Origin of the sequence: Gordonia phthalatica (genome assembly GCF_001305675.1) — a bacterium.
GTDB classification, from domain to species: domain Bacteria; phylum Actinomycetota; class Actinomycetes; order Mycobacteriales; family Mycobacteriaceae; genus Gordonia; species Gordonia phthalatica.
The window spans coordinates 3,164,084-3,189,955 of record NZ_CP011853.1 but is presented as its reverse complement, the minus strand read 5'-3'; the positions used below and the strand labels follow the sequence as shown (position 1 = coordinate 3,189,955).

Annotated in this window: 29 protein-coding genes and 1 other RNA gene; 18 read left to right on the top strand and 12 right to left on the bottom strand. The window is 67.8% G+C overall.

All coding sequences use genetic code 11. The features are described 5' to 3' along the window. Window position 1: 1 nt before the first annotated feature. From ACH46_RS14940 to ACH46_RS14925, 4 genes are all read right to left on the bottom strand, one after another. Window positions 2-625, bottom strand: a complete 624-nt coding sequence (locus ACH46_RS14940; protein WP_062393621.1) for a TetR/AcrR family transcriptional regulator — start codon at window positions 623-625, stop codon at window positions 2-4. A gap of 64 nt (window positions 626-689) precedes the next feature. Then, window positions 690-2,078 carry a lipase family protein gene (locus ACH46_RS14935; RefSeq protein ID WP_062393620.1) on the bottom strand — a complete coding sequence of 463 codons (1,389 nt, stop codon included), beginning with the start codon at window positions 2,076-2,078 and terminating at the stop codon, window positions 690-692. Between the two features lie 189 nt (window positions 2,079-2,267). Next, window positions 2,268-3,488 carry an acyl-CoA dehydrogenase family protein gene (locus ACH46_RS14930; protein WP_062393619.1) on the bottom strand — a complete coding sequence of 407 codons (1,221 nt, stop codon included), beginning with the start codon at window positions 3,486-3,488 and terminating at the stop codon, window positions 2,268-2,270. Window positions 3,489-3,517: 29 nt separating this feature from the next. Then, window positions 3,518-4,885: an acyl-CoA dehydrogenase family protein gene (locus ACH46_RS14925; RefSeq protein ID WP_062393618.1), complete on the bottom strand. Its 1,368-nt coding sequence runs from the start codon at window positions 4,883-4,885 to the stop codon at window positions 3,518-3,520. Window positions 4,886-5,020: 135 nt separating this feature from the next. On the opposite strand from ACH46_RS14925, the gene ACH46_RS14920 reads away from it, so the two are divergent. Next, window positions 5,021-5,680, top strand: a complete 660-nt coding sequence (locus ACH46_RS14920; RefSeq protein WP_062393617.1) for an MBL fold metallo-hydrolase — start codon at window positions 5,021-5,023, stop codon at window positions 5,678-5,680. Window positions 5,681-5,752: 72 nt separating this feature from the next. Here ACH46_RS14920 and ACH46_RS14915 read toward each other — a convergent pair whose 3' ends face one another. Both ACH46_RS14915 and hisN read right to left on the bottom strand, forming a co-directional pair. Continuing rightward, window positions 5,753-6,106, bottom strand: coding sequence for a VOC family protein (locus ACH46_RS14915; RefSeq protein ID WP_062393616.1), 354 nt, complete (start codon window positions 6,104-6,106; stop codon window positions 5,753-5,755). Between the two features lie 109 nt (window positions 6,107-6,215). Further along, window positions 6,216-7,010: a histidinol-phosphatase gene (hisN, locus tag ACH46_RS14910; RefSeq protein ID WP_062393615.1), complete on the bottom strand. Its 795-nt coding sequence runs from the start codon at window positions 7,008-7,010 to the stop codon at window positions 6,216-6,218. Window positions 7,011-7,097: 87 nt separating this feature from the next. Between hisN and ACH46_RS14905 the strand changes: the two genes are divergently transcribed. The 9 genes from ACH46_RS14905 to ssrA all read left to right on the top strand — a co-directional run bounded on the left by ACH46_RS14905 (window position 7,098) and on the right by ssrA (window position 13,350). Then, a complete protein-coding gene (locus ACH46_RS14905) occupies window positions 7,098-7,454 on the top strand; it encodes a hypothetical protein (protein ID WP_062393614.1) in 357 nt (118 codons plus the stop codon). 11 nt (window positions 7,455-7,465) lie between these two features. Then, on the top strand, window positions 7,466-8,581 hold the full coding sequence (gene prfB, locus ACH46_RS14900) for a peptide chain release factor 2 (RefSeq protein WP_062393613.1): 1,116 nt from the start codon (window positions 7,466-7,468) through the stop codon (window positions 8,579-8,581). Window positions 8,582-8,591: 10 nt separating this feature from the next. Further along, the gene (locus ACH46_RS14895) at window positions 8,592-9,527 is read left to right on the top strand and encodes a mechanosensitive ion channel family protein (RefSeq protein WP_062393612.1); all 936 of its coding nucleotides are present in this window, start codon (window positions 8,592-8,594) and stop codon (window positions 9,525-9,527) included. Continuing rightward, window positions 9,524-9,961 (top strand): hypothetical protein, encoded by a 438-nt coding sequence (locus tag ACH46_RS14890; RefSeq protein WP_062393611.1) that lies wholly within the window; start codon window positions 9,524-9,526, stop codon window positions 9,959-9,961. Before ACH46_RS14895 ends, ACH46_RS14890 begins: the two co-directional genes overlap by 4 nt. A gap of 28 nt (window positions 9,962-9,989) precedes the next feature. Beyond that, entirely contained in the window at window positions 9,990-10,676 is a 687-nt protein-coding gene (gene ftsE / locus ACH46_RS14885; RefSeq protein ID WP_062393610.1) for a cell division ATP-binding protein FtsE, read from the top strand. Between the two features lie 9 nt (window positions 10,677-10,685). Then, entirely contained in the window at window positions 10,686-11,591 is a 906-nt protein-coding gene (gene ftsX, locus ACH46_RS14880) for a permease-like cell division protein FtsX (protein WP_062393609.1), read from the top strand. 32 nt (window positions 11,592-11,623) lie between these two features. Beyond that, on the top strand, window positions 11,624-12,097 hold the full coding sequence (gene smpB, locus ACH46_RS14875; RefSeq protein ID WP_062393608.1) for an SsrA-binding protein SmpB: 474 nt from the start codon (window positions 11,624-11,626) through the stop codon (window positions 12,095-12,097). Window positions 12,098-12,104: 7 nt separating this feature from the next. After that, window positions 12,105-12,869 (top strand): hypothetical protein, encoded by a 765-nt coding sequence (locus ACH46_RS14870; RefSeq protein WP_062393607.1) that lies wholly within the window; start codon window positions 12,105-12,107, stop codon window positions 12,867-12,869. Window positions 12,870-12,977: 108 nt separating this feature from the next. Then, window positions 12,978-13,350, top strand: a transfer-messenger RNA (tmRNA) gene (ssrA, locus tag ACH46_RS14865). A 47-nt stretch (window positions 13,351-13,397) separates the two neighbouring features. Here ssrA and ACH46_RS14860 read toward each other — a convergent pair. Then, entirely contained in the window at window positions 13,398-13,769 is a 372-nt protein-coding gene (locus ACH46_RS14860; protein ID WP_062393606.1) for a GntR family transcriptional regulator, read from the bottom strand. Then, window positions 13,766-14,671, bottom strand: coding sequence for a hypothetical protein (locus ACH46_RS14855; protein ID WP_062393605.1), 906 nt, complete (start codon window positions 14,669-14,671; stop codon window positions 13,766-13,768). The genes ACH46_RS14860 and ACH46_RS14855 overlap by 4 nt, the downstream gene beginning before the upstream one ends. A 138-nt stretch (window positions 14,672-14,809) precedes the next feature. On the opposite strand from ACH46_RS14855, the gene ACH46_RS14850 reads away from it, so the two are divergent. Next, window positions 14,810-15,280, top strand: a complete 471-nt coding sequence (locus tag ACH46_RS14850) for a hypothetical protein (RefSeq protein WP_157851067.1) — start codon at window positions 14,810-14,812, stop codon at window positions 15,278-15,280. Between the two features lie 9 nt (window positions 15,281-15,289). On the opposite strand, the gene ACH46_RS14845 is transcribed toward ACH46_RS14850, so the two are convergent. Beyond that, entirely contained in the window at window positions 15,290-15,631 is a 342-nt protein-coding gene (locus ACH46_RS14845) for a hypothetical protein (RefSeq protein WP_062393603.1), read from the bottom strand. Further along, window positions 15,628-16,125, bottom strand: a complete 498-nt coding sequence (locus ACH46_RS14840) for a carboxymuconolactone decarboxylase family protein (RefSeq protein WP_062393602.1) — start codon at window positions 16,123-16,125, stop codon at window positions 15,628-15,630. Before ACH46_RS14840 ends, ACH46_RS14845 begins: the two co-directional genes overlap by 4 nt. Before the next feature lie 57 nt (window positions 16,126-16,182). Between ACH46_RS14840 and ACH46_RS14835 the strand changes: the two genes are divergently transcribed. The 3 genes from ACH46_RS14835 to ACH46_RS14825 all read left to right on the top strand — a co-directional run bounded on the left by ACH46_RS14835 (window position 16,183) and on the right by ACH46_RS14825 (window position 20,196). Further along, window positions 16,183-17,919, top strand: coding sequence for a penicillin-binding transpeptidase domain-containing protein (locus ACH46_RS14835; protein ID WP_062393601.1), 1,737 nt, complete (start codon window positions 16,183-16,185; stop codon window positions 17,917-17,919). Window positions 17,920-18,006: 87 nt separating this feature from the next. Further along, on the top strand, window positions 18,007-18,744 hold the full coding sequence (locus ACH46_RS14830; RefSeq protein ID WP_157851066.1) for a TIGR04222 domain-containing membrane protein: 738 nt from the start codon (window positions 18,007-18,009) through the stop codon (window positions 18,742-18,744). Window positions 18,745-18,819: 75 nt separating this feature from the next. Continuing rightward, window positions 18,820-20,196, top strand: a complete 1,377-nt coding sequence (locus tag ACH46_RS14825) for an FAD-binding oxidoreductase (protein ID WP_062393599.1) — start codon at window positions 18,820-18,822, stop codon at window positions 20,194-20,196. 243 nt (window positions 20,197-20,439) lie between these two features. On the opposite strand, the gene ACH46_RS14820 is transcribed toward ACH46_RS14825, so the two are convergent. Both ACH46_RS14820 and ACH46_RS14815 read right to left on the bottom strand, forming a co-directional pair. Beyond that, a complete protein-coding gene (locus tag ACH46_RS14820; RefSeq protein WP_062395494.1) occupies window positions 20,440-21,459 on the bottom strand; it encodes an alpha/beta hydrolase family protein in 1,020 nt (339 codons plus the stop codon). A 105-nt stretch (window positions 21,460-21,564) separates the two neighbouring features. After that, on the bottom strand, window positions 21,565-23,211 hold the full coding sequence (locus ACH46_RS14815; protein ID WP_062393598.1) for a long-chain fatty acid--CoA ligase: 1,647 nt from the start codon (window positions 23,209-23,211) through the stop codon (window positions 21,565-21,567). Window positions 23,212-23,379: 168 nt separating this feature from the next. Here ACH46_RS14815 and ACH46_RS14810 point away from each other — a divergent pair, with 168 nt between their 5' ends. Genes ACH46_RS14810 through ACH46_RS14795 form a run of 4 tightly spaced genes read left to right on the top strand, consistent with a single transcriptional unit; the run spans window position 23,380 to window position 25,836 of the window. After that, window positions 23,380-23,958, top strand: coding sequence for a TetR/AcrR family transcriptional regulator (locus ACH46_RS14810; protein ID WP_062393597.1), 579 nt, complete (start codon window positions 23,380-23,382; stop codon window positions 23,956-23,958). After that, window positions 23,958-24,254, top strand: coding sequence for a hypothetical protein (locus tag ACH46_RS14805; RefSeq protein WP_062393596.1), 297 nt, complete (start codon window positions 23,958-23,960; stop codon window positions 24,252-24,254). Before ACH46_RS14810 ends, ACH46_RS14805 begins: the two co-directional genes overlap by 1 nt. After that, the gene (locus ACH46_RS14800; protein WP_226995638.1) at window positions 24,251-25,303 is read left to right on the top strand and encodes an alpha/beta hydrolase; all 1,053 of its coding nucleotides are present in this window, start codon (window positions 24,251-24,253) and stop codon (window positions 25,301-25,303) included. The genes ACH46_RS14805 and ACH46_RS14800 overlap by 4 nt, the downstream gene beginning before the upstream one ends. Window positions 25,304-25,305: 2 nt before the next feature. Then, complete coding sequence (locus ACH46_RS14795; protein WP_062393595.1) at window positions 25,306-25,836, top strand: GNAT family N-acetyltransferase; 531 nt, start codon at window positions 25,306-25,308, stop codon at window positions 25,834-25,836. Window positions 25,837-25,872: the final 36 nt, after the last annotated feature.

Genomic DNA, 25,872 nt, shown 5'->3' with positions numbered 1-25,872 from the left:
ATCAGCCGAGAACGCCGTGGCGCAGCAGGGCGCGCATCACCCGGAGGGTGTCGTCGGGGGTGAGGTCGTCGGAATTCACCTGGGCGACGATCACCGCGTTCACCGCGCCGATGAATCCGGTCCACAGGAGCGGGTCGGTGCCGTTCGAGATCAGGCCCCGCTCGACGCCTGCGTTCGCGATCCCGGCCAGCGACTCACCCCAGCGGACCCGGCGCTGAGCGCGATGCTCCTCGAAAGCCGGGCTCACGCCGACCGCCTCGACGAAACAGATCCGGGTGAGGCGCGGATCGATGCTGAAGTAGTCGACGAAGGCCTTGATCCCGGACTCGAGAACCGAGTCGATGCTGGTCGCCACCGCCAGCGCTTCACCGACCGCCTGCACTACGGCGGAACTGGCTGCGTCCTCGGCGTTGTCGTAGACCGTACGCAGCAGATGCTCGCGGTCGTCGAACTCCTCATAGAACTGTCGAGACGACAGCGACGCGTGCTTGCAGACCGTGGCGACGGAGGTCGCGGCGTAACCGCGCGTCCCGAAGAGCTCGACCGCGGACTCGCAGAACCGGCGGCGGCGGTCGCGTCGACGATCCTCCATCGATCGGCCTCGATACGTCCTCGGTTCTGTCACGCATCCAGGCTAGGCCGTCTTACGACAGTTCACTGCTTTGGATCGGTGGATCCGGGTGCCCGACTCACCGGCCCGCGCCGAGCGCCTTCCCGAACAGACCGGCCAGATCGTCTCCGACGACGCGCGAGAAGGTGGGCCACCAGCGGCTGTCCGACGCCATGGTCAGTTGATCGCTGGTACGACAGCCGGCGGTCGCGGGCTTCCCGTCGAGCCGGTCCTTGAGCCAGAGCAGTGCCATCGGGGCTCCCGATGCCTCGGCGATGCCGTGTTCGGACAGATGATCGCGCGTGTAGGTGACCCGTGCCTGCGGGTCTCGGCAGTACTTCGACACCAGGGTGTTCACCTGGCTGACCGGGATGATCTCGTCGAGCGCCGAGTTCCAGATGTACATCGGCATGTCCGGGACGGTCTTGCCCATCCGAGTGTCGTCGAAGACGCGCTTGACCGCCGGCGCGCGCAGAGCGCCGCCCGGATACTCGAGGAAGCCGATGTTGTTCAGGAACGGGAAGGTCATGGCCTGGTGCTGGACGCACAGCGGGCCCTTGAGCGCGAGCACCGCTTTGCCGACCGGATTCATGTGGCGGTTCAAGAAGGTGCGGAAGTAGTCGTACTCGCGGGAGAGGCCGAGTACCGCGCCGAGGACCAGGCCGCTGGTGACGTTGTTCTGGGCGGCCTGCAGGACCACCTTCAAGTCCGCGGGAACGCCGCCCTCCGCGGCACCGACGATGTTGAGCTCCGGCGCGTACGACTTCTTCAGCTCGGCGGTGTGGCCGGTGACGATGGCTCCGCCCGAGTAACCGTAGAGGCCGATCGGTGAGGCGTCGGTGATGGTCGACGGCGTGAAGTTCTTGACGGCGCGGAGGCTGTCGAGCGTGATCCGCGCGCCGAGGGGTCCTGCGCCGTAGGCGTGGTTCGGGCCCTCATGATCGGGGAGGACGACGGCGTAGCCCTGGCTGAGGAATCCCTGCGCGATGAGCAGCTCGGCCGGTGCGACCACCTGTCCGAGCAGCGAGCTGGCGTTGAACTGCTGCACCGCGTACGACGTCGCGCAGTATCCCGCGGTGGAGTCCTCGGCGATCTGCATCGAGATCACCTTGCGCGGGCCCTTCGCGGTGCCGCGCGGCTTGAGGACGGTGGTGACCGCCGGAATGGCACGACCGCTGGTGTCGGTGGAGCGGAACGACAGCTGCCAGGCGTCGACGTTGATCGGAACCAGCCCGAGGTTCGCGGGCGTGATCCGGCGGGCACCGAGGATCTCGCCGGGCTCCGCGGCGGCTAGCTTCGACGGTGACGGCCGGTAGAAGGACGGATCGAGTTCTTGGGGGAGCGGTAGCAGCGGCGCGGGTGCCACCGAGACCGACGGTGCGGCGGAGGCGTCGCCCACGGCGGTGAGCGGTGCGGCGAGCATGGCCGTCGCGGCCAGCGCGACGACGATGCGGGTGTGGATTCTCATGCGGTTCCCCTTGTTGAAACGATCTCATTTCACAATGTTCGTTGAGAGTACACCGACGGTTCCGTGAATCACAACGGATAGCGCGGGAGACGCGCCAGACACAGTTCGACCCCGGTCCGCGCGGGTGCGGACCGGGGTCGACGTCTGCTCCCGGGTGAGCGGGAGGCCTTGCCTGATCGAGGTCGGGGCCTACTTCAGTTCCGAGCTGCTCTTGCCCAGCACGCGGCGGGCGATGATCAGCTGCTGGATCTGCTGGGTGCCTTCGAAGATGTCCAGGATCTTGGAGTCGCGTGCCCACTTCTCGAGCAGCGAGCGCTCCGAGTAGCCGAAGGTCGACGCCAGCTCGACGGCCTTGTTGGTGATGTCGGTTCCCGTACGACCGGCTTTGGCCTTCGACATCGACGCCTCGAGCGAGTTCGGCATCTTGTTGTCGGCCATCCAGGCGGCACGGATCGCGAGCAGATATGCGGCCTCGTAGTCGGCCTCCATGCGGATGAACTCGGCGACGGCGGCCGGCTGATCGGCGGCGGGACGGTCGTAGTCGATCTCCAAGCCGGCGTCCTCGAGCAGGGTGCGCAGCTCCTCGAGGGCGGCACGCGAGACGCCGACGGCCATCGCGGCCACCATCGGACGCGTGTTGTCGAAGGTCTGCATGACCCCGCCGAAGCCCTTCTTGACGTCCACCTCCGGTGAACCGAGCAGGAACGTCGCCGGGATGCGGCAGTCCTCGAAGCGGATCACCGCGGTGTCGGAGGCCTTGATGCCGAGCTTGTGCTCCAGCCGCACGATCGTCACGCCCGGGTGCTCGCGGGGGACCACGAAGCTCTTGATGGCGGCGCGGCCGAGGCTGCGGTCCACCGACGCCCAGACGACGATGTGCGTGGCGCGCGAGCCCGCGGTCACGAAGATCTTCTCGCCGTTGATGACGTACTCGTCGCCGTCGCGGGTCGCGGTGGTGGTGACGGCGGCCGAGTCGGAGCCGAAGCTCGGTTCGGTGATCGCCATCGACGCCCACACTTCGCCGCCCATCGCCTCGATCTGCTCGTCGGAGGCGACGGCGGCGATCGCGGCGTTGCCGAGGCCCTGGTACGGGATCGACAGCATCAGGCCCACGTCGCCGTACGACGCCCACATCGCGTTGAGGACGGACTGCATGTTGCCGCCGTTGGCGTTGTAGCCCTCCGGGCGCTCCTTGTTCGCGTCCCCGCGACCACCGGCGGCGCCGGCGCCTGCCTGGCCTGCGGCCGCGAGACCGTTGTAGAGGTGGGCGAGGGTATCGAGCTCCACCGGGTACTCGTGCTCGGCGAGGTCGTACTTGCGCGAGATGGGGCGGAAGATCTGCAGGGCGGCGTCGCGCGCCTGGTCGATCGTCGTGTGCAGCTTCTTGGGCAGTTCGAGATTGATGGCCATGTCTGGTTCTCCTCTGATTCGTCGACCGTCTACAGGACGACGATGCCCTCGCCGATGCCCGCACCGCGCAGGTCGCGGTACCAGCGCTCCACCGGGTGCTCCTTGGTGAAGCCGTGCCCGCCGAGCAGCTGAACGCCGTCGAGACCGATCTGCAGGCCCTTGTCGATGGTGAGCTTGCGGGCCAGGGCGGACTCGCGGGCGAACGACAGGCCCTGCTCGGCGCGCGAGGCGCCGCGCAGGGTCACCAGGCGGAGGCCGTCGAGCTCGGTGGCCATGTTCGCGACCATGAAGGCCACGGCCTGGCGGTTCGAGATCGGCTCGCCGAACGCTTCGCGCTCGTTGACGTAGGGGATGACGTAGTCGAGCATCGCCTTGCCGGTGCCCGCAGCGAGAGCGGCCCAGCCCAGGCGCGACAGACGCACCACATCGCGGTACGCGTCCGCGGCCTCGTCGCCGTCGACCTCGCCCAGCAGCGCCGATGCGTTGACCGAGACGTCGTCGAGGACCAGTCGGCCCATGCCCGCCGCGCGCAGACCCATGCCGGGGTCGGCCTCCACGGACAGGCCCCGGGTGTCGGACTCGACGATGAACAGCGCGGGCCGGCCGTCGAGCTGGGCGCCGACGATGAACAGCTCGGAGCTGCCCGCGGCCGGGACGAACGACTTCACGCCGGTCAGGCGGTAGCCGCTCGGCACCCGGGTGGCCTTGGTCTGCAGGTCGAAGGCGTCGAACAGCGGTCGCGGCTCGGCGATGACGACCGCCGAGGTCGGGACGTTCTCGCCGGCGAAGTCGGGGAGGTAGGTCTTCTGCTGGCCGTCGCTGCCGAAGTTGGTCAGGGTGGTCGCCACGCCACTCGGAGCGAGCAGCGGCAGCGCCAGGCCCATGTCGCCGTAGGCCATCGCCTCGGCGACCAGCGCGTTGGTGACGACGCCGCGCTCGGAGGCGGCACCGTCGAAGGCCTCGGGCACGTTGATCATCGTGATGCCGAGCTCGGCCGAGCGCTTGATGATGTCCTCGGGCGTCGTCGCCGCGTGGTCGGCGTCGTAGGCGGCCGGACGGAGGATCTCGGTGGAGAAGTCGCGGACGGTCTCCGCGATCATCTCCTGCTCCTCGTCGGGGTTCAGATTGAAGAAGCCCTTGGATCCGGTGGCGGGGCGCTGCGGCTTTCCGCTTCCTGCGACCTGGGAGAACGCGCGGTTCGCGGCGCCGAGCGTCTTGAAGCCGGTCTTGGTGGCCTCGTAGGCGACGCGGTTGATCGGCTCGCGCAGCTTGTACTTCTCAGCGAGCTCGGAGCCGGTGATCGTGGTCAGCACGCGCATGGCGGCGCCGATCGGGCTCAGCTTGTGCGGCTGTGCACCGACGGAGGATGTGTCGCGGGGTTCGGTTTTCGTGGTCATTTCCTCACCAGATTCTCGAAGCGGAAGGGATCCGTGGAGCTCAGTTTCTTACTCCTTAGTAAGTCCAAACCTTACTCCTCGGTAAGAACCTTGTCACGCATGTGGCCGAACTGACCCGTGGCTACGTTGGATGGCATGCGCGTCACACACTTCGGACACTCCTGCGTACTGCTCGAGCACGACGGCACCCGCGTGCTCTTCGACCCCGGCAACCTCTCGTCGGGCTTCGATGAATTGACCGGCCTGGATGCCGTCCTGATCACCCATCAGCACCCGGATCACGCCGACCCGGCCGCGCTGCCCGGCCTGGTCGCGGCCAATCCGGACGCCGTCCGCTACGCCGATCCGCAGACGGCAGCGCAGCGCGCCGAGCGCGGCGACGCGGGGCAATGGGCGGTGATGGGGCCGGGCGAGACCGTGACGATCGGCGCCCTGACGGTGCGCGGCACCGGTGGCAGGCACGCGGTGATCCATCCGGAGCTGCCGGTGGTCGACAACATCTCGTACGTGGTCGACACCGCAGACCGCGTCGGGGCGTTCATGCACCCCGGCGACAGTCTCTACATCCCGTTCGAGAGGATCGACGTCCTGGCGCTGCCCGCCGCGGCGCCGTGGCTCAAACTCAGCGAGCCCGTCGACTACCTGCGTGCCGTCGCGCCCCGCGTCGCCTTCCCGATCCACCAGGGCATCCAGTCCGATCCCGGCCGCGCCATCCACAACGCGCGACTGGACGACATGAAGCCCGCGGGCACCGAGTTCACGGTCCTGGAGGAGGGCGTACCGACCGATCTGTAGGTCGCAGAAATGCTTATGCCGTATTCCTGTCCCCGAATGGGGGACAGGAATACGGCATAAGAGTGGGGCCGGCTACTGCTTCGGCAGCGGGCTGTAGAACACCAGACCGTTGCCCTTGTTGTCGTAGACGACGGCGCGACGTTCGTGCGCATCGTTGTACGCCTGGGTGACGATGCCGCCGCCGCTGGCCTCGACCGCCTTCGCCGCGGCGTCGACGTCGTCGGTCTTGATGCCGACGACCACCTGGCCGTGGATCGGATGGTCGACGGAGGTGGCCAGTGCGACGGTGATGCCGCCGCCGTCGAGGGCCGCGAAGTGGGCGCCGTCGCGGAACTTCAGGGCCATGCCCAACGTCCCGCTGTAGAACTCGATCGACTCGTCGAGGTTGTCCGTCGACAGGACGATCATCTTCACTTCGTTGCTCATGACGCCTCCGCATGTTCGGCTCGCGGCCCGAGTGGTCGCTCCGATTCGGACGTTACTCGCGGACGGTGTGACGTGCGCGGAATCCCGTCGAAGGTCCCGGGACTGCCGATCAGCCCTGCAGTGCGGAGAGCACGCGGTCGTGCAGCAACCCGTTGGTCGCGACCGCGCTGCCGCGACCGGGGCCGGGTTCGCCGTCGAGTCCGGTGAACCGGCCGCCGGCCTCGCGGACGACGATGTCGAGGGCGGCGAGGTCCCACAGCGACACCTCGGGCTCGGCCGCGATGTCGACCGCGCCCTCGGCGAGGAGGCAGTAGTTGTAGAAGTCGCCGTACCCGCGGACGCGCCAGACCTCGTCGGTCAGAGTGATGAAGTTCTCGCGGATACCGCGGTCGGCCCACCCGGACAGACTGGAGAAGGCGAGGGAGGCCGAGGCCGTCTCGTCGACCTTCGAGACACGGATCGGTCGCTCGGCGCCGCCGCGATGCGACGCGAAGGCGCCGAGGTCCTCGGCAGCCCACCAGCGACGGTCCAGGGCCGGGGCGCTGACCACGCCGACCACCGGGACGCCGTCCTCCAGCAGGGCGATGAGCGTGGCCCAGACCGGGACGCCGCGGACGAAGTTCTTGGTGCCGTCGATCGGATCGACGACCCACTGCCGTCCCTCGAGGAGGGGATCGCCGCCGAACTCCTCGCCGAGGACGGCGTCGCCCGGCCGGGCCTGCGCGATGGTGTCGCGCAGGAGGCGTTCGCACGCGAGGTCGGCGTCGGAGACGGGAGTCAGATCGGGCTTCGAATCGACGACCAGGTCCACCGCGCCGAATCGGCTCGACGTCAGACGGTCGGCGGCGTCGGCCAAGGCCAGCGCCAACTGGAGATCAGCGCCGCGTCCGGCGTCGGAGTTCATAGCCACGGAAGACGAGATTACCGCCCACCGTGGTGCGCGTCGAAAGTCCAAGCGTGAGCACCTGATCGACGCGGTACACTCCTGCGCATGCCTCTCTGGATCTCCGTGGTCTTCATCTTGCTGGTGGCGACCACGATCGTCGCAATCGTGATGCGACGCAACGGCGGTCGCGGATTCGGCGGCAGCGCGGACGCAGCGTCGGGCTTCGTCGGCGGGACCCTCACGGTCACCGGAGTCGGCTCCGAGGGGGCACCCGACAAGAACGGTCACCGCTACTGCACCATCTCGGGCACCATCCTCGGTCCGCAGACCGCGCCGACCGACGTCTACGGTCGACTCGTTCTCGGCTCGACCGAACCGTCGCCTGGCATCGGAGCGGATCTGCCCGTCGTCTACCGCCCCGGCAAGGTGGAGTCCTCCTGGCGGTTCGGCGCCCTCGGGTAACCTCGTATTCCGTGCAGCCTGATGTTTCCTCCGACCTCGAATCGCTCGACGCCACTCTGACGACCGTGGAGAAGGTGATGGACCTCGAGGAGCTCCGTCGTCGGATCGACGAGCTCGAGATGCAGGCGTCCGACCCCGACCTGTGGAACGACCAGGACCACGCGCAGAAGGTGACATCCGACCTCTCGCACGCGCAGTCCGAACTCCGCAAGGTCACGTCGCTGCGGTCGCGCCTCGACGACCTGCCCGTGCTGTACGAGCTCGTCGACGCCGAGGAGGGCGACGCCGCCGTCGCCGCTGCGGCCGACGCCGACGCCGAGCGCGAGGAGCTCCGCCGCGACATCGAGGCCATGGAGGTCAAGACGATGCTGGCCGGCGAGTACGACCAGCGCGAGGCCCTCGTCAACATCCGCTCCGGCGCCGGCGGCGTTGACGCCGCGGACTGGGCGCAGATGCTGATGCGCATGTACATCCGCTGGGCCGAGCAGCACGACCACAAGGTGGAGGTCTACGACACCTCCTACGCCGAAGAGGCAGGCCTCAAATCGGCGACCTTCGCCGTCAAGGCGCCCTACATGTACGGCACCCTCTCGGTGGAGCAGGGCACGCATCGCCTGGTGCGGATCAGTCCCTTCGACAACCAGGGCCGGCGCCAGACGTCGTTCGCCGAGGTCGAGGTCCTGCCCGTCGTCGAGACCACCGACCACATCGACATCGACGAGAACGACCTCAAGGTGGACGTCTACCGCTCGTCCGGCCCCGGCGGACAGTCGGTCAACACCACCGACTCCGCGGTTCGCCTGACGCACATCCCGACGGGCATCGTCGTGACCTGTCAGAACGAGAAGAGTCAGCTGCAGAACAAGGTCTCCGCGATGCGCGTCCTGCAGGCCAAGCTGCTGGAGCGCAAGCGCCTCGAGGAGCGCGCCCAGATGGACGCCCTCAAGAGCGACACCGGCGCCAGCTGGGGCAATCAGATGCGGTCGTACGTGCTGCACCCGTACCAGATGGTCAAGGACCTGCGGACCAACGTCGAGAGCAACAACCCGTCCTCGGTGCTCGACGGCGACCTCGACCAGTTCATCGAGGCCGGCATCCGATGGCGCATGGACGAGGACCATCAGTGATCGTGTCGCGATGAACGTGACGTACCTGGTCGACGAACTCGGCCTCCCCGTCTTTCTGCGGCAGTTCGAGCGGTGGCTGGCCGTCGAATTCGTCAGCATCGTTCTGTGGATCATCGGCGGCGTCCTCGTCGTCCGGTTCCTGCGGTGGGTGGCGTCCCGGTACGGGACGCACGTCGTGCGGCAGTTCGAGTCGAGCGACGCGATCGTCCAATCCGAGGACATGAAGCATCGGCGGGCGCTGGTGGAGGTCGTGACCTGGACGCTGGTGGCGCTCACCGCGGTGGTCGTGCTGATCAACGTGCTCGGCAACTGGATCACCGGCGGCAGCCTGGTGGGCCTGTCGGCTGTCGTCGGCGCCGCGCTCGGCTTCGGTGCGCAGCGCGTCGTGCAGGATCTGCTGGCCGGCTTCTTCATCATCGCCGAGCACCAGTACGGCTACGGCGACGTGGTGAACCTGTCGGTCACCGGCGGCCTGGCCGCGGAGGGCACCGTCGAGGACGTCACCCTCCGCGTGACCCGCCTGCGCAACACGGACGGCGAGCTGATCATCGTGCCGAACGGGCAGATGATCAAGGCCACCAACCTGTCGAAGGACTGGGCGCGCGCCGTCGTCGACATCCCGATCCCGCTCGACGCCGACATCAACGAGGTCAACGCGACCCTGCGCGAAGTGGGACAGACCTTCTTCGAGAACGACAAGTGGCGGCGCCTGCTGCTCGACGCGCCCACCCCGCTGGGCATCACCAACCTGGAGCTCGACTCGGCGACCGTCCGCATGGTGGCGCGGACGCTGCCCGGCCAGCAGTTCGAGGTCGGTCGCGCCCTGCGCGGCGACGTCGTCTACGGGCTCGCCCGGCACGGCATCTTCGTCCAGGCGGTGCCGCATCAGGTCGGCAAGACCGTCGCCGAGGCCGCGGCCGAGCAGGGTGAACGGAGCGACGGATGAGCGACGAGGAGACTCCGCAGGACGACCGGCAGCCCGAGCCGACGGCGCTGCGGCAGCTGGCTCGCCGGATGCGACACGTCTACAAGACCCGTGTGCGGACGACGACGGTGGTGCTGGTGGTCGCCTTCATCGCACTGTCGGTGTTCTACGCGTTCAGTTCGCAGCACTACTACCCGGAGACGGTGAAGCAGCCCGTCCGGAACGTGCAGCAGAGCCAGACCACGACGGATGAGCCGACCCCGACCGTCTCCGAGACGCCGACCAGCACCCCGGAGACCACGTCGTCGACCCCGACAGCAACCGAGGGATCGTCGCCGACGACGACGTCGGAGACGAACCGCCCGTTGTTCCCGAACCCGTTCCAACCGCAGACGCCGACGGACGAGACGAGCGTCGCACCGACGACGACACCCACCGGCAGCGGCCGCCCGTGACCCCGACTCGTCAGTACACTTGGCTGTCGTGATCAAGCTGACGAACGTGACGATGCAATACGCTGCGTCTTCGCGACCCGCGCTGGACGATCTGTCCCTCGAGGTAGAGAAGGAGGAGTTCGCCTTCCTGATCGGGCCCTCGGGTTCGGGCAAGTCGACGTTCTTCCGCCTGCTGTTGAAGGAGGACCGGCCGACGGCCGGGGACGTCTACGTGGGCGACTTCCACGTCAACAAGCTCCGCAATCGCGAGGTCCCGAAGCTTCGGCAGTCCATCGGGTGCGTGTTCCAGGACTTCCGGCTGCTCCAGCAGAAGACGGTCGCCGCCAACGTGGCGTTCGCCCTCGAGGTGATCGGGAAGCCCGCCTCCACGATCCGCGAGGCCGTCCCGCAGACCCTCGAATACGTGGGACTGGCGGGCAAGGCCGATCGCATGCCGCACGAGCTGTCCGGCGGCGAGATGCAGCGTGTCGCCATCGCCCGCGCCGTGGTCAACCGGCCCGCGCTGCTCCTGGCCGACGAGCCGACCGGCAACCTGGACCCGGAGACCAGCGAGGAGATCGTCGAAGTCCTCGATCGAGTGAATCGCGGGGGCACCACGGTCGTCATGGCCACCCACGACCGCCACATCGTCGACGCGATGCGGCGACGCGTCCTGGAATTCGACAACGGGAAGCTCGTCCGCAACGACGAGCACGGCGTCTACGGAATCGGCTGAAAGCACCTCATGCGTTTGAATTTCATCCTCGGCGAGGTCCTCAACGGATTCCGTCGCAACATCACGATGACCATCGCCATGGTCCTCACCACGGCCATCACCCTCGGCATGCTCGGCGGCGGCCTGCTCGTCATCCAGATGGCTAATCAGAGTCAGAAGATCTTCCTCGACCGCGTCGAGATGCAGTTCTTCATCAACGACGCCGTCACGGCGAAGGATCCGAACTGCCTCGAGGCACCGTGCACCACGCTGCGCGGCGACCTGGAAGCAGAGCAGGGCGTCGCGTCGGTCACCTTCATCAGCCAGGAGCAGGCCTTCGAGACGGCGAAGCAGTCGTGGGAGAAGGAGTCGCCCGAACTCGCCGACTTCATCCGCAAGGAGGCGTACCAGGGTGCGCTGCGGGTCCGCATGGCCGATCCGGAGCGCTTCGGCGCGGTGCTGGACAAGTTCTCGCGCGCCGAGGGCGTCGACGGGGTCCTCGACCAACGCGAACTGGTGAAGCGGATCTTCAGCGTGCTCGACGGTGCGCGGAACGCGGCGTTCACGATCGCCGCGATCCTGGCGATCGCCGCGATCCTGCTGATCGTCAACACCGTTCAGATCGCCGCTTACACGAGACGGACGGAGGTGTCGATCATGCGACTGGTCGGCGCCACCCGCTGGTATACGCAGCTGCCGTTCCTGCTGGAGGCGGTGATCGCCGCGGTTGTCGGTGCGCTGCTGGCGATCGGCGGCCTGTTCCTCGCGAAGCTATTCTTCTTCGACAAAGCGCTCGAAGAGCTCTACGGTGTGAACATCTTGGCGCGCATCACGTCCGCGGACGTGTGGTTCGTCTCGCCGTGGCTGGTTCTGTCGGGCATCGTGCTCGCCGGCGTCACCGCGTACGGGACCCTGCGCGTCTACGTTCGTGAATGACCATCAACACTTGACAGATTCGGAGGTCGGCCGTGCCCAGGGAAAAAGGTAAGTCGGTGATTGCGACGAACCGCAAGGCTCGGCACAACTACACGATTCTCGACACCTACGAGGCGGGCATGGTCCTGCAGGGGACCGAGGTCAAAGCGCTCCGCGAGGGCAAGGCGTCCCTGGTCGATGCCTTCGCGACGGTCGACGACGGCGAGGTGTGGCTCAACGCCGTGCACATCGCCGAATACGGCAGCGGCACCTGGACCAATCACCCGCCGCGCCGGAAGCGCAAACTGCTGATGCATCGTCGCGAGATCGACGGGCTCATCGGCAAACTGCGAGACGGCAACCTGACCCTGGTGCCGCTGTCGATGTACTTCTCCGACGGCTACGCCAAGGTGGAGCTCGCGCTCGCCAAGGGCAAGCAGGCGCACGACAAGCGACGTGACATCGCCGAACGCACCGCCAAGCGTGAGGTGGAGCGGATCGTCGGTCGGCGCGTCAAGGGAATGTAGCGACGGTTTGGCGGCACTGCGGAGACTGACCGCGGCGGCGTCGGCCGTCGTCGCCGGCGCGGCACTGCTGACCGGCTGTGTTCGGACCGAGCCCGACCGGTCGGGTCCACCGCCCGAGGTGGGCTGGCTGGTCGCGGCTCCGCCCTGCCGGGCGAGCGCGGACCAGATCCGCACCCAGGCCGATGAGCTGGTCCGCACCGGCCTGCGCGACGTCGGCTTCCGCACCGTCTTCGTCGACTGCGACGGCGGTGAGCGGAAGCGCTACACCGGCGACGCCCAGCTGACCCGCGACCTGGCAGCGCGTGGACTCGACGTCGCCTTCCCCGACCGCACCGAACGCTCGGCGGCGATCGACGTCGAGCGCGGCAGTACCGCGCAGGTCCGGACCGCCGTCACCGAACGGGTGATCCGCGCCGAGCCGCTCGTCGCCTCCGCAGACCTCGCGGCAGTCTCCCCGCCGACCCTCGCCGCGCTCAGCACCCGGGAGGTCGTCGACTTCGTCCGTGACTCGAGGAACGCGCCGGGCGCCCCCGTCCTCGACGCGCCCGACATCTTTTCGCGGGCGATCGGGGAGAAAGGACTGCTGATCTCCCTCGTCAATCGCACCTCTGTCGCCCGAGACATGTCGGTACAGGTCACCGACCTCAACCTGGCGGGCGACGATCTCGTTCCCGCACGCAACGTCTGGACCGGCCAGCGGATCAAGGCGAGCGACGGAGCGCTCACGATCCGGGTTCCGGCCGACGACACGGCCCTGCTGCGGATCGGCTGATCCGCCACAGAGACCATCGACGAAGGTTCCGCCGTATATCGGGATGATTCTGTCGCCGGTGTTCGTTAGTATTAGATGTCCACCGAGAAATCGGTGGGCAACCCCCTCGGGGCCGATCGGTTTCGACTACGTGCATCGAGGTGGGGGAAGCGTGTCGGTGCAGGCTAGAGACCACCGTAAGCGTCGCAGCAAACAATTAAGCGCCGATACCAATCAGCGCGACTACGCTCTCGCTGCCTAATCAGCGAGGCTAGTCTGTCGGCCCGGATCTAAGCTCCCGGAACCGGATGCCGGCATCAGCTAGGGAACTCACTGCCGTCGCCGGTCGCGGACGACGGCAGGACATCAAACAGCGACTGGGATCGTCATCTCGGCTTGTTCGTGAGACCGAGAGATCCAAGTAGAGACACAGCGGACTGCACACGGAGAAGCCCCACCGAAGTGACGGAGGACCCGGGTTCAATTCCCGGCGGCTCCACCGACGAGGACCCCTACCGATTCCGGTAGGGGTCCTCTTCTCTTCACGAGTCATCGGCTCGGCGGTGTCAGGTTCCGTGTCACCGCGGCGACGATGGCGGCGTCGTCGACTCCCAGCGCCCGTGCCTCGGCGATGAACAGGCGCGACTTCTCATCCAGCAGGTCGGCGACCGGTCGCGGTGCCGCCCGCACGGTGGTCCCCAGCCCACGCCGGGACTGGATCAGGCCGCCGTGTTCGAGTTCGCGATAGGCGCGCGCGACGGTACCGGTGGCGATGCCGAGGTCGTTGGCCAACTGCCGCACGGACGGGAGCTTGGCACCGACATCGAAGGCTCCGCGTTCGATGGCGTCCGCGATCTGCCTGCGGATCTGCTCATACGGTGGCGTCGGGTCGGTCGTGTCGACGGTGATGGAGGTACTCATCCGATGCTCGCGAACGTGCGAGTCGCAACCGGTCGCGCGACGATCTGAACCACGCTCCAGGTGTACACCCCGAGCCAGCCGATCAGCGACCAGCCCAGGGCGACGCCGACCGGGTGCCACCAGCTCGGTGCGGTGCACGGCGCGAAGTCTGAGGTGAGGATGTCGGCGAGCGCGAGCGTGAAGACGGCGCCCATGATGGCGGCGAACGCGGTGTAGATGCCGAGACCGGCGCGGATCGTCGAGCGGCGAAGGGCGTCGTCCTCCGCGGCGGCGAAGACGCCCTGATCCGGGCGGGCACGGTTGGTCGCTGTGCGCGCAACAAGCGCGGCGAGCGCCGCGGCAACGACGACGAGCCCGAGGGCTGCCCAGGTCGACGCGTCGTCGATCGAGGAATGGGCGCTGGAACCGGAGTCGCCGGGGTAGGGACTCGCACAGACGATCTCCACGTTGCCCTGGTCGTTGGTCACGGCCAGCGTCGCGGCGGCGAGTGTCGCGAAACCCAGTGTCGCGATCAATGGGACCACTGCGTCACGCACGGAGAGGTAGCGGCCGGCGGCTCGCGCAGTCAACGTCGCGCTTCGCCGTTCCGACGCGGGCCGGTAGGCGAGACGTTCGCCGATGGACAGGCTGACCAGGTACACCAGGGCGAGCACCGCGGGAACCCAGATCAGGATCACCACGGGCGAATCGACATCGAAGAGTCCCACCGCGATGAACGGCACGGCAACGGCGGAGGCGATGCCGAGGACGAAGCCGCCGACACGCCACCCGAGCAGTCGCCGGAAGACCTTCGTGATGATCAGGTGATCGCCGGACACGGCTGATCGCGAGCGAGCGAGCGCCGCGAGGCCGAAAGCGGCAGCGATGCCGAGAATGACGGGTAGGAAGAGCAGGATTCCCATGGAGCCTCCGTGTATCGGTGTATCAACTGATTGATACGCGGAACTGTAAGCGGTGCGTGTTAGTGTATCAATTGATTGATACATATGGGCGGTCGGGAACCCGACCGCCGGGAACGGGGGGACATGATGTCTGTTCGGGTGCGCGCACTTTCGGCCGCGGGTGCCATCGCGCTGAGCGTCGGCCTCGTCGGTTGTGCGGACTCCTCGGCGGATCAGTCTGCGACGGCACCTCCCTGCGACGGCGTCGCCACCTCGGATTTCGGGCTGGGCAACGCCGTGCACGCCGCGGTGCCTGCGTTGGCCGCGCTGCCGGTCCGGTTCAGCACGGGCGACGCGCGAGTGAAGCGGGTCGCCGACTCGGACTCGCTCATCGTCGAGGTCCACCTCTGTGCGCCGGACGCGAGCGTGGACGAGACCAGGGATGCGGCGTCTGCGGTCGCGCGCGAGGTCGCGGCGGCACCGATGCTCGGAACGGACGTCGCACAGATGATCGTCGAGAACCCACCCGCCTCTCAGCGGATCACGGCGGATCCGTTCGAGCCCGCCGTCTTCACCGCGGCCGCCGATGTCGACACCCTTCGGTCGCAGTGGCTGATCACCGAACGCTGAGGGGTGGAATCACGATCCCCACAGATAGGTTCCGCGCGGGGCGGTGCTGATCGTGAACTGTTCGCCGCCGTAGTTGCCGACGCGCATCCACACCGGTGTGGTCCGGCCGCGAGGGACATCGACCTCGAGCCAGACACGACGGCTGTCGAACCGGTGAAACCAGCGGCAGGTGACACCGACCCGGTGAACGCCGGGCACGACCGGGATGACCTTCGAGCTCCGCCATCCGACGACGTGCTCGACACCGTCGATGTCGACGACCGCCCGGGCCGTCGGTCGGAACAGCAGTGTGGCGAACCGGGCGGAGTCGATGATCGCCTCGACCGCGGTGGTCGGCTCCGTGGAGCTCACGCGGGCCCGGACTCGGTGTGCAGCGTCAGCCTGCACGACTGCCCGACGTCGAGGACCCGCATCGCACGACCGGCCGCCAGCCACAGGCCGCACGACAGGGTCAGCTCGACCAGCAGGTCGTCGTCGAAGTGGACCTTGCAGCGCAACCAGAAGTCTTCGTCGTCGCGCAGACCGGTGTGATCGGCGGCGAACCGCTCCGCGAACTCCGCCGCCACCCGTTCGGCGTCGCTGTATCCGGGCCAAGTGGCCCAGAGTCCCACGTGTTCGTAGAAGTCCTCGTCGAGCGTGGCGTCGGCGGTCTCGCGAGTGTTCTGGCAGACCATGCATTCGTTGGCGAGCGCGATGTTCATTCGCGCGATCTCTCGGACCCGAAGGGGAAGGCGCGACTTGTTGTAGACCGCGTCCGTGTACGCGCCGAGGCCCGCGGCCAAGGTCGGAGAGTGGGACAGCCAGGTCGCGACGTCGTCGTCCGCAGCGTTCTCGATCCGTGCCATGGCAACACGCTACCGGGGAGGTTGCCCGGTCGACGGGTGATCGCTTGACTGGAGGACATGCGCCGTCTCGTTCTTGCCGTTGTATTGGTCCTGATCGCGGCGGTCGCCGTCGCTTGTGGTTCCGACCCGTCGCCCGCGCAGCGCCTGGCCGACGTCTTGACGAGCAAGGACGCCGGTGCGGCAGCGGAGCTCACCTCCGATCCGACTGCGGCGAAGAAGGCCTTCACCGACACCTTCGACGGCATGGGCGACGCGAAGGTCGAAGTCGGCGTGGCGGGGGACGACGACAACCAGCTGTCGTGGAAGTGGCTGCTGCCGCACAACCGGACCGTCGAATACACCACCTCCGTCACCGAATCCGATGGGGCCGTGCGGTGGAACCCGCAGCTCATCCACCCGAAACTCACCGTCGGCGGACGACTGCTCTACAGCGATGACAAGACCTACGACGTCCCCGTCGTCGATCGCAAGAACAAGCCGGTCATGACCTGGCAGGAGGTCACCGTCGTCTCCCTGGATCCGAGTCGCGCGGACTCGGCGGGGGAGCTGGCGACCAGACTGAAGCCGGTGGCCCCGTCGATCACCTCCGCGTCGATCCGCGCCGATCTGGCGAAGGCGAAGACGCCCGTCACGGTCGTCTCGCTGCGGGCGGCTGACGCGAAGAAGGTGGGCCGGCTCGACCGCATCGCCGGCGTCACCACGCGTACCGAGGGGCGCCTGCTCACCGCGACCAAAGACTTGAACTCCCCGGTCGTGTCGGGTCTCGAGGAGAAATGGCGCGCGTCCATCGACGACGCCGCCGGCGCCACTGTGCTCCTGGTCGACGCGAAGGGGAAGCCGACCGGCCAGGTGCGGACCTTCGACGGCCGTACCCCGACTCCGGTCGAGACCACCCTCGACGTGGCGCTGATGCGGGCGGCGGCCGCGGCGGTCACGAAGGAGAAGCGTCCCACGATGCTGGTGGCGATCCGGCCGTCGACCGGCGGCATCCTGGCGGTCGCGCAGAACGCCGCCGCCGACAAACAGGGACCGGTGGCGCTCACCGGTCTCTACCCGCCGGGGTCCACGTTCAAGACCATCACCACGGCCGCGGCGCTCCGCGCGGGCATCGTGAAGCCGGACTCGATGCTGAAGTGCCCGGGCAGACAGCGGTTCGGCGATCGCGTGATCCCCAACGAGGACGAGTTCGACCTCGGGACAGTCCCGCTGCACACGGCCTTCGCGCGCTCGTGCAACACCACGATGGCGGGGTTGTCGACGAAGCTCGGTGACACCGCGCTCACCGACACCGCGAGGATGTTCGGGCTCGGCGTCGACTACACGATTCCCGGGCTCACGACCATCACCGGCTCGGTGCCTGCCGCGAAGAACGACGCGCAGAAGGTCGAGAGCGGCATCGGGCAGGGAGCCGTCACCGCCTCTCCGTTCGGCATGGCGATGGTGGAGGCGAGCCTCGCCGCCCGCCGCACCGTGACGCCCACCCTGATCCAGGGCCTCGGCACCGGAGAGAACACCAAGCCGCAGGACGTTCCCCCGAACGTCGCCGACGCCCTGCGCTCGATGATGCGGGAGACCGTCACGGCAGGCACCGCGACCGCGCTGCGCGACATCGCCGGGCTCGGCGGCAAGACCGGAACGGCGGAGTTCGGGGACAACAAGCACGCGCACGGCTGGTTCACCGGAATCATCGGCGACGTCGCGTTCGCGACCCTCGTCGTCGGCGGTGACAGCTCCGCCCCGGCCGTGCAGGTCAGCGGCGACTTCCTGCGTTCGGCGGGCCGCGACCTCCCCTGATTCGTGCCGCGGGTGCACGGATCACTGTCGCACGATCGAAGGATGTGACACCCTGGTGCGATGGGCTTTGTCGGGAACCCTGAAGCGTTGACTCGTCTCTATGTCGCCGTGCTTCTGATCGTCTGTGCGACCTTCGCGTGGCGGCAGTTCCTCCTGTGGCGCAAGCGGGTGCCGTCCCCGGGCCGAGACCTCACGCCCACCGAGGTCGGCTGCCTGTACGGGCACCGCTATGCCGTCGCCGTCGCACTCCTCTGGCTCGACGAGTCGGCCGACGAACACGGCCACCGGTCCGCCGAAGCGGTGGGCGGCGACGCCTATACGGCCTACGTGGCACAGCGCGGACGCGTCCTGACCAGCCCGACCGTCGAGGCCGTCAGCGCCGCGACGCACGACCACCTGGGACAGATGACCGACTACCTCATCGGCCGCGACCTCCTCGCGAGCAAACACGATCGGCGGCTCGTGCTGGCACCGCTCGGCGCCGTGCTGGTCCTGCTGGCGGTGGTGGCGATCCTCATCCTCGTCGACGGAGGCGGGGTGGACGTCATCGTGCCGCTCGTGTTGATGGTCGGCGTGCTGCTGGCCGCCGGAGTCCTCCGAGCGCGCTTCGGGCGCACCCGAGCCGGGGACGACTACCTGCGGACGATGGCGCAGAAGTATCCGGCGGGCAGCGTGACGACGGCGCGCGACCGCGCCTACGCGGTCGCCGTCCACGGACCCGCGGTGCTGGCCACCAAGGCCCATGACCGCGGCGAATGGCATCGATCGGCCGTCGAGGCACTCTCTACCGACGACTACCGGCGCCAGTCGGTGGGAGCCCGCTGACGCACAGGCGACACACAGGCGGGTCTGAATCCCGGCTCAGCCCACCCGAATAGGTTGCGGCGAGTGACTGAATAACTGGAACTGCCCATTCGGACCCGATCGATCAGCGGTTGGTCGCGGACCAACACGACCGCCGCGTCGGTGCTCTCGACCCCGGACGTCGACGTCATCGCCCGCGCGGTGCGTGAGTCCGACGGGCGCGGCGTCATCGCCCGCGGCCTGGGACGCTCATACAACGAGTCGGCACAGAACAGCGGCGGTCTCACCGTCGACATGACACCGCTGCAGCGGGTGCACAGTGTGGACGCGGACGAACTCGTCGCCGACGTCGACGCCGGGGTGTCCCTCGACGCGCTAATGCGGATGATTCTGCCGCTGGGGCTGTGGCTGCCGGTCCTGCCCGGCACCCGGCAGGTGACGATCGGCGGCGCCATCGCCCACGACATCCACGGCAAGAGCCACCACAGCACGGGCAGCTTCGGCAATCAGGTCCTCGGTCTCCGACTGCTCACCGCGGACGGCCGGATCCGCGAATTGACCCCCGACGGAGATGCCCAGGATCCCGGCGGTGAACTGTTCTGGGCGACGGTCGGCGGGATGGGCCTCACCGGGATCGTGCTGCGCGCCCGGCTCCGCCTGCAACGGACCGAGACGGCCTACTTCCTGGCCGACGGCGTCGTCACCGGGGGACTGCGGGAGACCATCGACCTGCACCGCGACGAATGGAACGCCGACGCCGACTACAGCGCGGGCTGGTTCGACGCCGTCTCCGGCGGTGACACGCTGGGTCGCGGCTACTTCACCCGCGGCCGACTCGCCACCCGCGACGAACTGCCCGCGCGACTGCGGCGTCACCCGCTGAAGTTCGACGCCCCGCAGTACCTGACGGTCCCGGACGTCTTCCCCAGCGGGCTCGGCAATCGGCTGACCTTCGGGCTGATGTCCAAGGGCTACTTCCGCACCGGATCGACGTTCGACGGGAAGATCCTCAACATCTCCCAGTTCCTGCATCCGCTCGACTTCATGGGCGAGTGGAACCGCTTCTACGGACCGAACGGCTTCCTGCAGTACCAGTTCGTGCTGCCCCACGAATCACTCGACGAGTTCGCTCCGATCCTGCGAACCGTCAAGGAGTCGGGTCACGCCAGTTTCGTCAACGTCCTCAAGATGTTCGGCGACGGCAACCGGGCACCGCTGTCGTTCCCGATGCCCGGTGTGACGGCGACCTTCGATTTCGCGATCGGTCCCGACCTGCACCGCCTCACCACCCGGCTCGACAGGATGGTCCTCGACGCCGGCGGACGCCTCTACTCGGCGAAGGACTCGGTCACCTCTGCCGAGACCTTTCATACGATGTACCCGCGGATCGATGAATGGCGGCGGGTCCGTCGCGCGGTGGATCCGGACGGGGTCTTCGTCTCCGACATGGCGCGACGCCTCGACCTGGTCTGAACCCCGACAACGACAGAGAGCGCCTCGCCCGAAACCGGGCGAGGCGCTCTCGATGCCGAACTCTTACTGAACGCCCGAGAAAACGGACTTCAGAAGCTCGAGAAGCTGAGGGTGGTCAGTCAGGGTTGCCCACAGTGCGGAGTCCATCGGAACCGTGCCTTTCTGTAGTGAACGGGAGGTACGAGAACCACCGTACCCGGTGCGTCAGCGATTCGCTGAACGTCCGGTGCGCGCGAATCGGAGTCACTTGGTGTTGCGCTGGGCGAAGATTCGCAACGCGTCGAGGTATCCGGGCGCGTACACGGTCGACGGAGCGAAGATTTCACGTGCGGACACGCGGAAGTCGCTCCGGTACTCGATGCCCTTGCGCGTGATGGCGTGCGTGGCCTCGCTGAACCGCTTGATCGTCAGCACCGAGGGCTGCACCTTCCGGCGGTACACCGCCTCGGTCTCGTTCACGTCGGCGTAGCGATCCTCGCCGCCGAGAACCAACAGCAACGGCACCGAGATCCGGCTCAGCGATGCCGTCGCGTCGGCGCGGAAATTGCGTGCGGCGAAACCCCACTGCGCCGCGGACATCGGCGTCGGGTCGATGCGCGATGCGACGTAGCGCCGATAGTCGGCTCCGTCCTTCAGCAGTGCCACCCGGCGAGCGCGACGATCGAGTTCGACGGCCGCCTCGGCGGGCTTCGCCTGCCGGGCTGCGAGGTCGGCGCGCAACGCGAACTCGTCCTGCCGCAACCAGTTGATCGCCGGTCCGACGAGGACTGCGAAACCGATGTCGTTGCGAGCGGCGAGCACCTGCGGCACCACCCAGCCGGCCTCCCCGATGCCCCACACACCCAGACGCGTGGTGTCCAGGTCGGGACGGGTGTACGCCCACGAGATCGCCGCCTCCACCTCGGCAGCGCGATCGTGCATCGACTGATCCAGCCAGTTCCCCGAGGCGCCGTCGACACCGGGCTTGTCCCACGAGAGGATGGCGAAACCGGCCTTCGCGTAGGCGTTCCACAGCGGCTTGTCGCGGTCGGTGCGGGCCTGCGCCGGCCCCGCGTCGTGGACGACGACGATCAAGCCGAACGGGCCGTCTCGCTTCGCCGGGGTGTCGAGGACCGCGGACAGTTCGCCGCGAGGTCCCTCGATGGTGACCCGCTCCTGGTGAAGTCCGAAGTCGTGGACCGCCAGCACCCACGCCGCGGTGCCGAGACCCAGCGCGACGATCACCCCCACCGCGGCCAGCGTCAATTTCTTGGTGCGGCTCACGCAGCGAGTGTAGACCGCGCGGACCACGTCGACGGGGAAGGCCCGGTCGCCCGTCGAGGGCGACCGGGCCTCCGGTCAGTGCAGTCGATTCGACGCGGCCGAGGCTCAGGCCTCCGGTCCGCCGAGGACCGTGTAGTCGCCGTCGGCGTAGGCCTGGCGGACGCGCTTCTTGTCGAACTTGCCGACCGAGGTCTTCGGGACCTCGGTGACGAACGACCAGCGCTCCGGGATCTGCCACTTCGGCAGCCGCTCGGCCAGGTACGCCTTGTGGGCGTCGACGTCGGTGTCGGCCTCGCTGCGAACCACGGCGAGCACGAACGGACGCTCGTCCCACTTGGCGTCGGGGACGCCGATGACGGTGGCCTCGACGACCGCCGGGTTGGAGGCGATGACGTTCTCGAGTTCGACCGACGAGATCCACTCGCCGCCGGTCTTGATGATGTCCTTGGCGCGGTCGACGATCGTCATGAAGCCGTTCGGCGTGACGGTCGCGACGTCGCCGGTGCGCAGCCAGCCGTCGTCGAACTTGCTCGGGTCGGTGACGTTGCCCTCCGGCTGGTAGTAGGCGCCGGTGATCCACGGGCCGGCCACCTCGAGCTCGCCGCGTGCCTCACCGTCCCACGGCTGCTCCTCGCCGTTGTCGCCGACGATGCGGGCCTTGACCGGGGCCGGGAAACGGCCCTGGGTGACGCGGTAGGAGAAGATCTCGTCCGGGTCGGTCAGACCGGCGGGCGGACGCGCGACGCTGCCGAGCGGCGAGGTCTCGGTCATGCCCCAGGCGTGGATGATGGTGACGCCGTAGCCGTCGAACTTCTTGATCATGGACGGCGGGACGGCGGCACCGCCGACGACCACCTCGCGCAGGTGCGTGATGTCCTGCGGCTTGGCGTCGAGCTGGGCGGCGACGCCCTGCCAGATGGTGGGGACGGCGGCGGCGAGGGTCGGCTTGGTCGCGGCCATCATCGCCAGCAGCGGCTCGGGCTGCAGGAAGCGGTCGGGCATGACGAGGGTCGAGCCGGCCATCATCGCGGCGTAGGGGAGTCCCCACGACATGACGTGGAACATCGGGACGATCGCCAGCATGCTGTCCTGGTTCGACAGCTGCATCGCCATGGTGGTGGTCGCGAGCATCGAGTGCAGGTAGATGCTGCGGTGCGAGTAGACGACGCCCTTCGGGTCGCCGGTGGTGCCCGAGGTGTAGCACATGACGGCGGCGGTGTTCTCGTCGATCTTCGGCCAGTCGTACGTGGTGGCCTCGCCCGCGATGAGGTCGTTGTAGGCGTGGACGGTGATGTGGTCGGGGGCGGTGAGCGACTCGACCGGGCCGTTGGCGACGACCACGTGCTGCACGTTCGGGGTGCTCGCCAGGTACGGCGACAGCAGCGGTGCGACGGTGGCGTCGACGAAGATCACCTTGTCGTCGGCGTGGTTGATGATGAACACGGCCTGTTCCGGTGTCAGGCGCAGGTTCAGGGTGTGCAGGATGGCGCCCATGGACGGGACGCCGGCGTAGAGCGCCTGGTGCTCGTTGTTGTTCCACATGAACGTCGCGACACGATCGCCCTGCTCAACGCCCAGCTTGACGAGCGCGTTGGCGAGCTGTGCAGCCTGGTCGCCGATCTCCGAGAACGACGCCTCGCGGGTGCCTTCGCCGGTCCAGGTGATGACCTTGGCCTCGGGGAATACACGGCGGCTGTACTCGAGTACGTCGGAGATCAGCAGATCTCCGTGCTGCATTGTCGTTTCGATCATGTTTCTCCTTCGGAAGCCGTCGCACGTGTGAAGTGCCACCGGATTTCTCAACGTGGGTCACCTAATGGACCCATCGGGATAGTGTTCCTGATTACGCCCGAATTTGCATCATTTTCCCGAAATGGTGCACAAACAGCCGAGTGTGTCGCGCGAGGAGGAGTGGTTCGCATGATCGATCAGAGCACCGTCCTGGCCGCTGCGCGCGAGGCCTTCGTCACCAAGGGGCGCATCGAGGTCGGCGAGCTCGCGCAGACTGTCGGCGTCAATCGCAGCACCATCTACCGCAGGTTCAACGGCCGTGACGGACTCCTGGCCGAGGTGATCTGGGCGATGGCCGAACTCGCTCTCGACACCGCCCACCGCAGGGCGGCGGGCGCGGGGCCGACGAAGATCGCGAACACCCTCGGCGAGTTCGCCGCCATCGCCAACCGCGACGCGTCGTTCCGAGGATTCCTGGCCCGCGAACCCGAACGCGCGTTCAAGGTGATGACCACCTGGGGTGGCGGTGTGCAGCCGCGGATCGTCGGGAAGGTGAGTGAATTCCTCGACGAGCGTGTGGATGCGGGCGAGCTCGCGCCGTCCCTGCCGATCGACGACCTCGCGTTGATCCTGGTTCGCATCACCGAGACCTTCGTGTATGCGAATCTGATCACGGGTGAAGAACCCGATGCGGTGAAGGTTCGTCAGGCCTGTGCCGCCATGCTCGGCGCCCCGACCGGCGGCACTGGATTCCGAAAGGCGAGCTGATGGGATTCTCTCTGCGATCGGTCTACGACGCCGTCGAGAAGCGGGTGACGCCGGTGGTCGAGGACGTGGTGCATTCCGACGAGTTCCGCACCGCGAATCAGGTGGTCGGCGGGCTGCGTCGGGCCGCGGGCCGGAAGGTCGGCGGCGTCGTCGCCTCGGCCCTGCACCTGGCCAACCTGCCCGCGGGCACTGACGTGAAAAAGCTGCGCAGGCAGATCGGTGAACTCGACTACGAGGTTCGCCAACTTCGGATGGAGCTCGCCGAGCGCGACGCCCAGCGGAAGGACGAGAAGTGAGCATCGTCGACAGCATCCGCAAAGAGGTGGAACGCAACGCGCTCCGCGCCCGCAACGGCATCAAGATGGCCGCGGGCGTCTCGAGCGTCAAAAACGGCGTCACCCCGCGCGACCTGGTGTGGCGCAACGGCCGCGCCGAGCTGTACCGCTATCGGAACGACGACATCCGCTACCGACCACCGCTGCTCATCGTGTTCAGCGTCGTCTCCCGCGCCTACATCCTCGATCTGACGCCGGGCAACAGCTTCATCGAGCACCTGCTCGCGGGCGGCTTCGACGTCTACATGCTGGAGTGGGGCGAGGCCGACGAGCGCGACGCGCGCAACGGCTTCGAGTACTACGTCGACGGCGCCATCCCCGCCGCGATCCGCGAGGTGTGCAAGCGGTCGGAGGCCGACGAGGTGAGCCTGCTCGGCTACTGCTTCGGCGGAGTCCTGACCCTGCTGCACGGCGCTCACCACCCGGACGCACCGGTCCGCTCGCACACCGTCACCGCGTGCCCGGTGGACTTCACACAGATGCCGCCGTCGCTGGGGTCCATCGGCGACGACGTCGACGCGGTCCTCGGCGACGACGGGAACGTGCCCGCGGACGTTGTCTTCTCGGCCTTCCGTTCGTTGAAGCCGACCGCCGACATCAACGGTTACGTGGACCTGCTCGAGAAGCTGTGGAGCGACGACTACGTGAAGGCCTACCAGTCGATGAACGGCTGGGCGAGCGACCACGTGCCGCTCGCCGGTGAGCTCGCGCGCCAGATGTCGACCATGCTGATGCGCGACAACGCCTTCGTCGAGGACAAGCTGGTCATCGGCGGCGATCACGTCAGTCTCAAATCCATCACCGTGCCGTTCATGGCGGTGCTGGGGGAGAAGGACCACATCGTGCCCGCCGCGGCGGCGGCGCCGGTCATGGACCTGGTCGGGTCCGAGCAGAAGACCGAGCTGCGGCTCAAGGGCGGACACATCGGCCTGGTCGTCGGCCGTACCGCGGCCAAGACCACCATCCCCACCATCATCGAATTCCTCCAGAAGCAGAGCGAGGCGCGTTGACCATGACTGCTGAGATTCGCAATCTCACCCGAGACGACGTCACCGGCCTGGCCGCGATGTTCGCCAAGCTCTCGGACCTCGACCTCACCCTGATCCGCGAGGACCTCAACGACCCCGAGCACGTCGTCTCCCTCGCCGATTCCCCGGATCTGCGGTGGGTGGCCGTCGACGACGGCGCGGTGGTCGGCTGGGCCGCCGTGCAGCGACTGCCCGGTTGGTCCGACCACGTCGGCGAGCTGCGGATCGTCGTCGATCCGGACGCCCGCGGCACCGGCCTGGGGCGTGACCTCACCAAGCAGGCGCTGCGCAGCGGATTCGGCGCCGGGCTGGGCAAGATCGTCATCGAGCTCGCGACCGACCAGGAACCGGTGATCGAGATGTTCTCCCGCTTCGGCTTCACCGGCGAAGCGCTCCTGCGCGACCACATCCGCGACCGCGACGGCGAGCTCCACGACCTCATCGTGCTCGCGCACTTCGCGCAGGAGGGCCTCGAGACCCTCGACGCCATCGGTGTCGTCGACGCCCTCGGCTGATTCCTGTTCCATCCCCTCACCCCCCTGAACCCTCCC

Excerpts from the sequence above, each read along its gene's own strand:
- ftsX (WP_062393609.1), top strand. The coding sequence starts at position 10,686 with ATGCGTTTGAATTTCATCCTCGGCGAGGTCCTCAACGGATTCCGTCGC.
- ACH46_RS14915 (WP_062393616.1), bottom strand. The coding sequence starts at position 6,106 with ATGAGCAACGAAGTGAAGATGATCGTCCTGTCGACGGACAACCTCGAC.
- ACH46_RS14795 (WP_062393595.1), top strand. The coding sequence starts at position 25,306 with ATGACTGCTGAGATTCGCAATCTCACCCGAGACGACGTCACCGGCCTG.
- ACH46_RS14920 (WP_062393617.1), top strand. The coding sequence starts at position 5,021 with ATGCGCGTCACACACTTCGGACACTCCTGCGTACTGCTCGAGCACGAC.
- ACH46_RS14905 (WP_062393614.1), top strand. The coding sequence starts at position 7,098 with ATGCCTCTCTGGATCTCCGTGGTCTTCATCTTGCTGGTGGCGACCACG.
- ACH46_RS14895 (WP_062393612.1), top strand. The coding sequence starts at position 8,592 with ATGAACGTGACGTACCTGGTCGACGAACTCGGCCTCCCCGTCTTTCTG.
- ACH46_RS14855 (WP_062393605.1), bottom strand. The coding sequence starts at position 14,671 with ATGGGAATCCTGCTCTTCCTACCCGTCATTCTCGGCATCGCTGCCGCT.
- ACH46_RS14835 (WP_062393601.1), top strand. The coding sequence starts at position 16,183 with ATGCGCCGTCTCGTTCTTGCCGTTGTATTGGTCCTGATCGCGGCGGTC.
- ACH46_RS14815 (WP_062393598.1), bottom strand. The coding sequence starts at position 23,211 with ATGATCGAAACGACAATGCAGCACGGAGATCTGCTGATCTCCGACGTA.
- ACH46_RS14860 (WP_062393606.1), bottom strand. The coding sequence starts at position 13,769 with ATGAGTACCTCCATCACCGTCGACACGACCGACCCGACGCCACCGTAT.
- ACH46_RS14925 (WP_062393618.1), bottom strand. The coding sequence starts at position 4,885 with ATGACCACGAAAACCGAACCCCGCGACACATCCTCCGTCGGTGCACAG.
- ACH46_RS14930 (WP_062393619.1), bottom strand. The coding sequence starts at position 3,488 with ATGGCCATCAATCTCGAACTGCCCAAGAAGCTGCACACGACGATCGAC.
- ACH46_RS14810 (WP_062393597.1), top strand. The coding sequence starts at position 23,380 with ATGATCGATCAGAGCACCGTCCTGGCCGCTGCGCGCGAGGCCTTCGTC.
- ACH46_RS14890 (WP_062393611.1), top strand. The coding sequence starts at position 9,524 with ATGAGCGACGAGGAGACTCCGCAGGACGACCGGCAGCCCGAGCCGACG.
- hisN (WP_062393615.1), bottom strand. The coding sequence starts at position 7,010 with ATGAACTCCGACGCCGGACGCGGCGCTGATCTCCAGTTGGCGCTGGCC.
- ACH46_RS14840 (WP_062393602.1), bottom strand. The coding sequence starts at position 16,125 with ATGGCACGGATCGAGAACGCTGCGGACGACGACGTCGCGACCTGGCTG.
- ACH46_RS14805 (WP_062393596.1), top strand. The coding sequence starts at position 23,958 with ATGGGATTCTCTCTGCGATCGGTCTACGACGCCGTCGAGAAGCGGGTG.
- ACH46_RS14935 (WP_062393620.1), bottom strand. The coding sequence starts at position 2,078 with ATGAGAATCCACACCCGCATCGTCGTCGCGCTGGCCGCGACGGCCATG.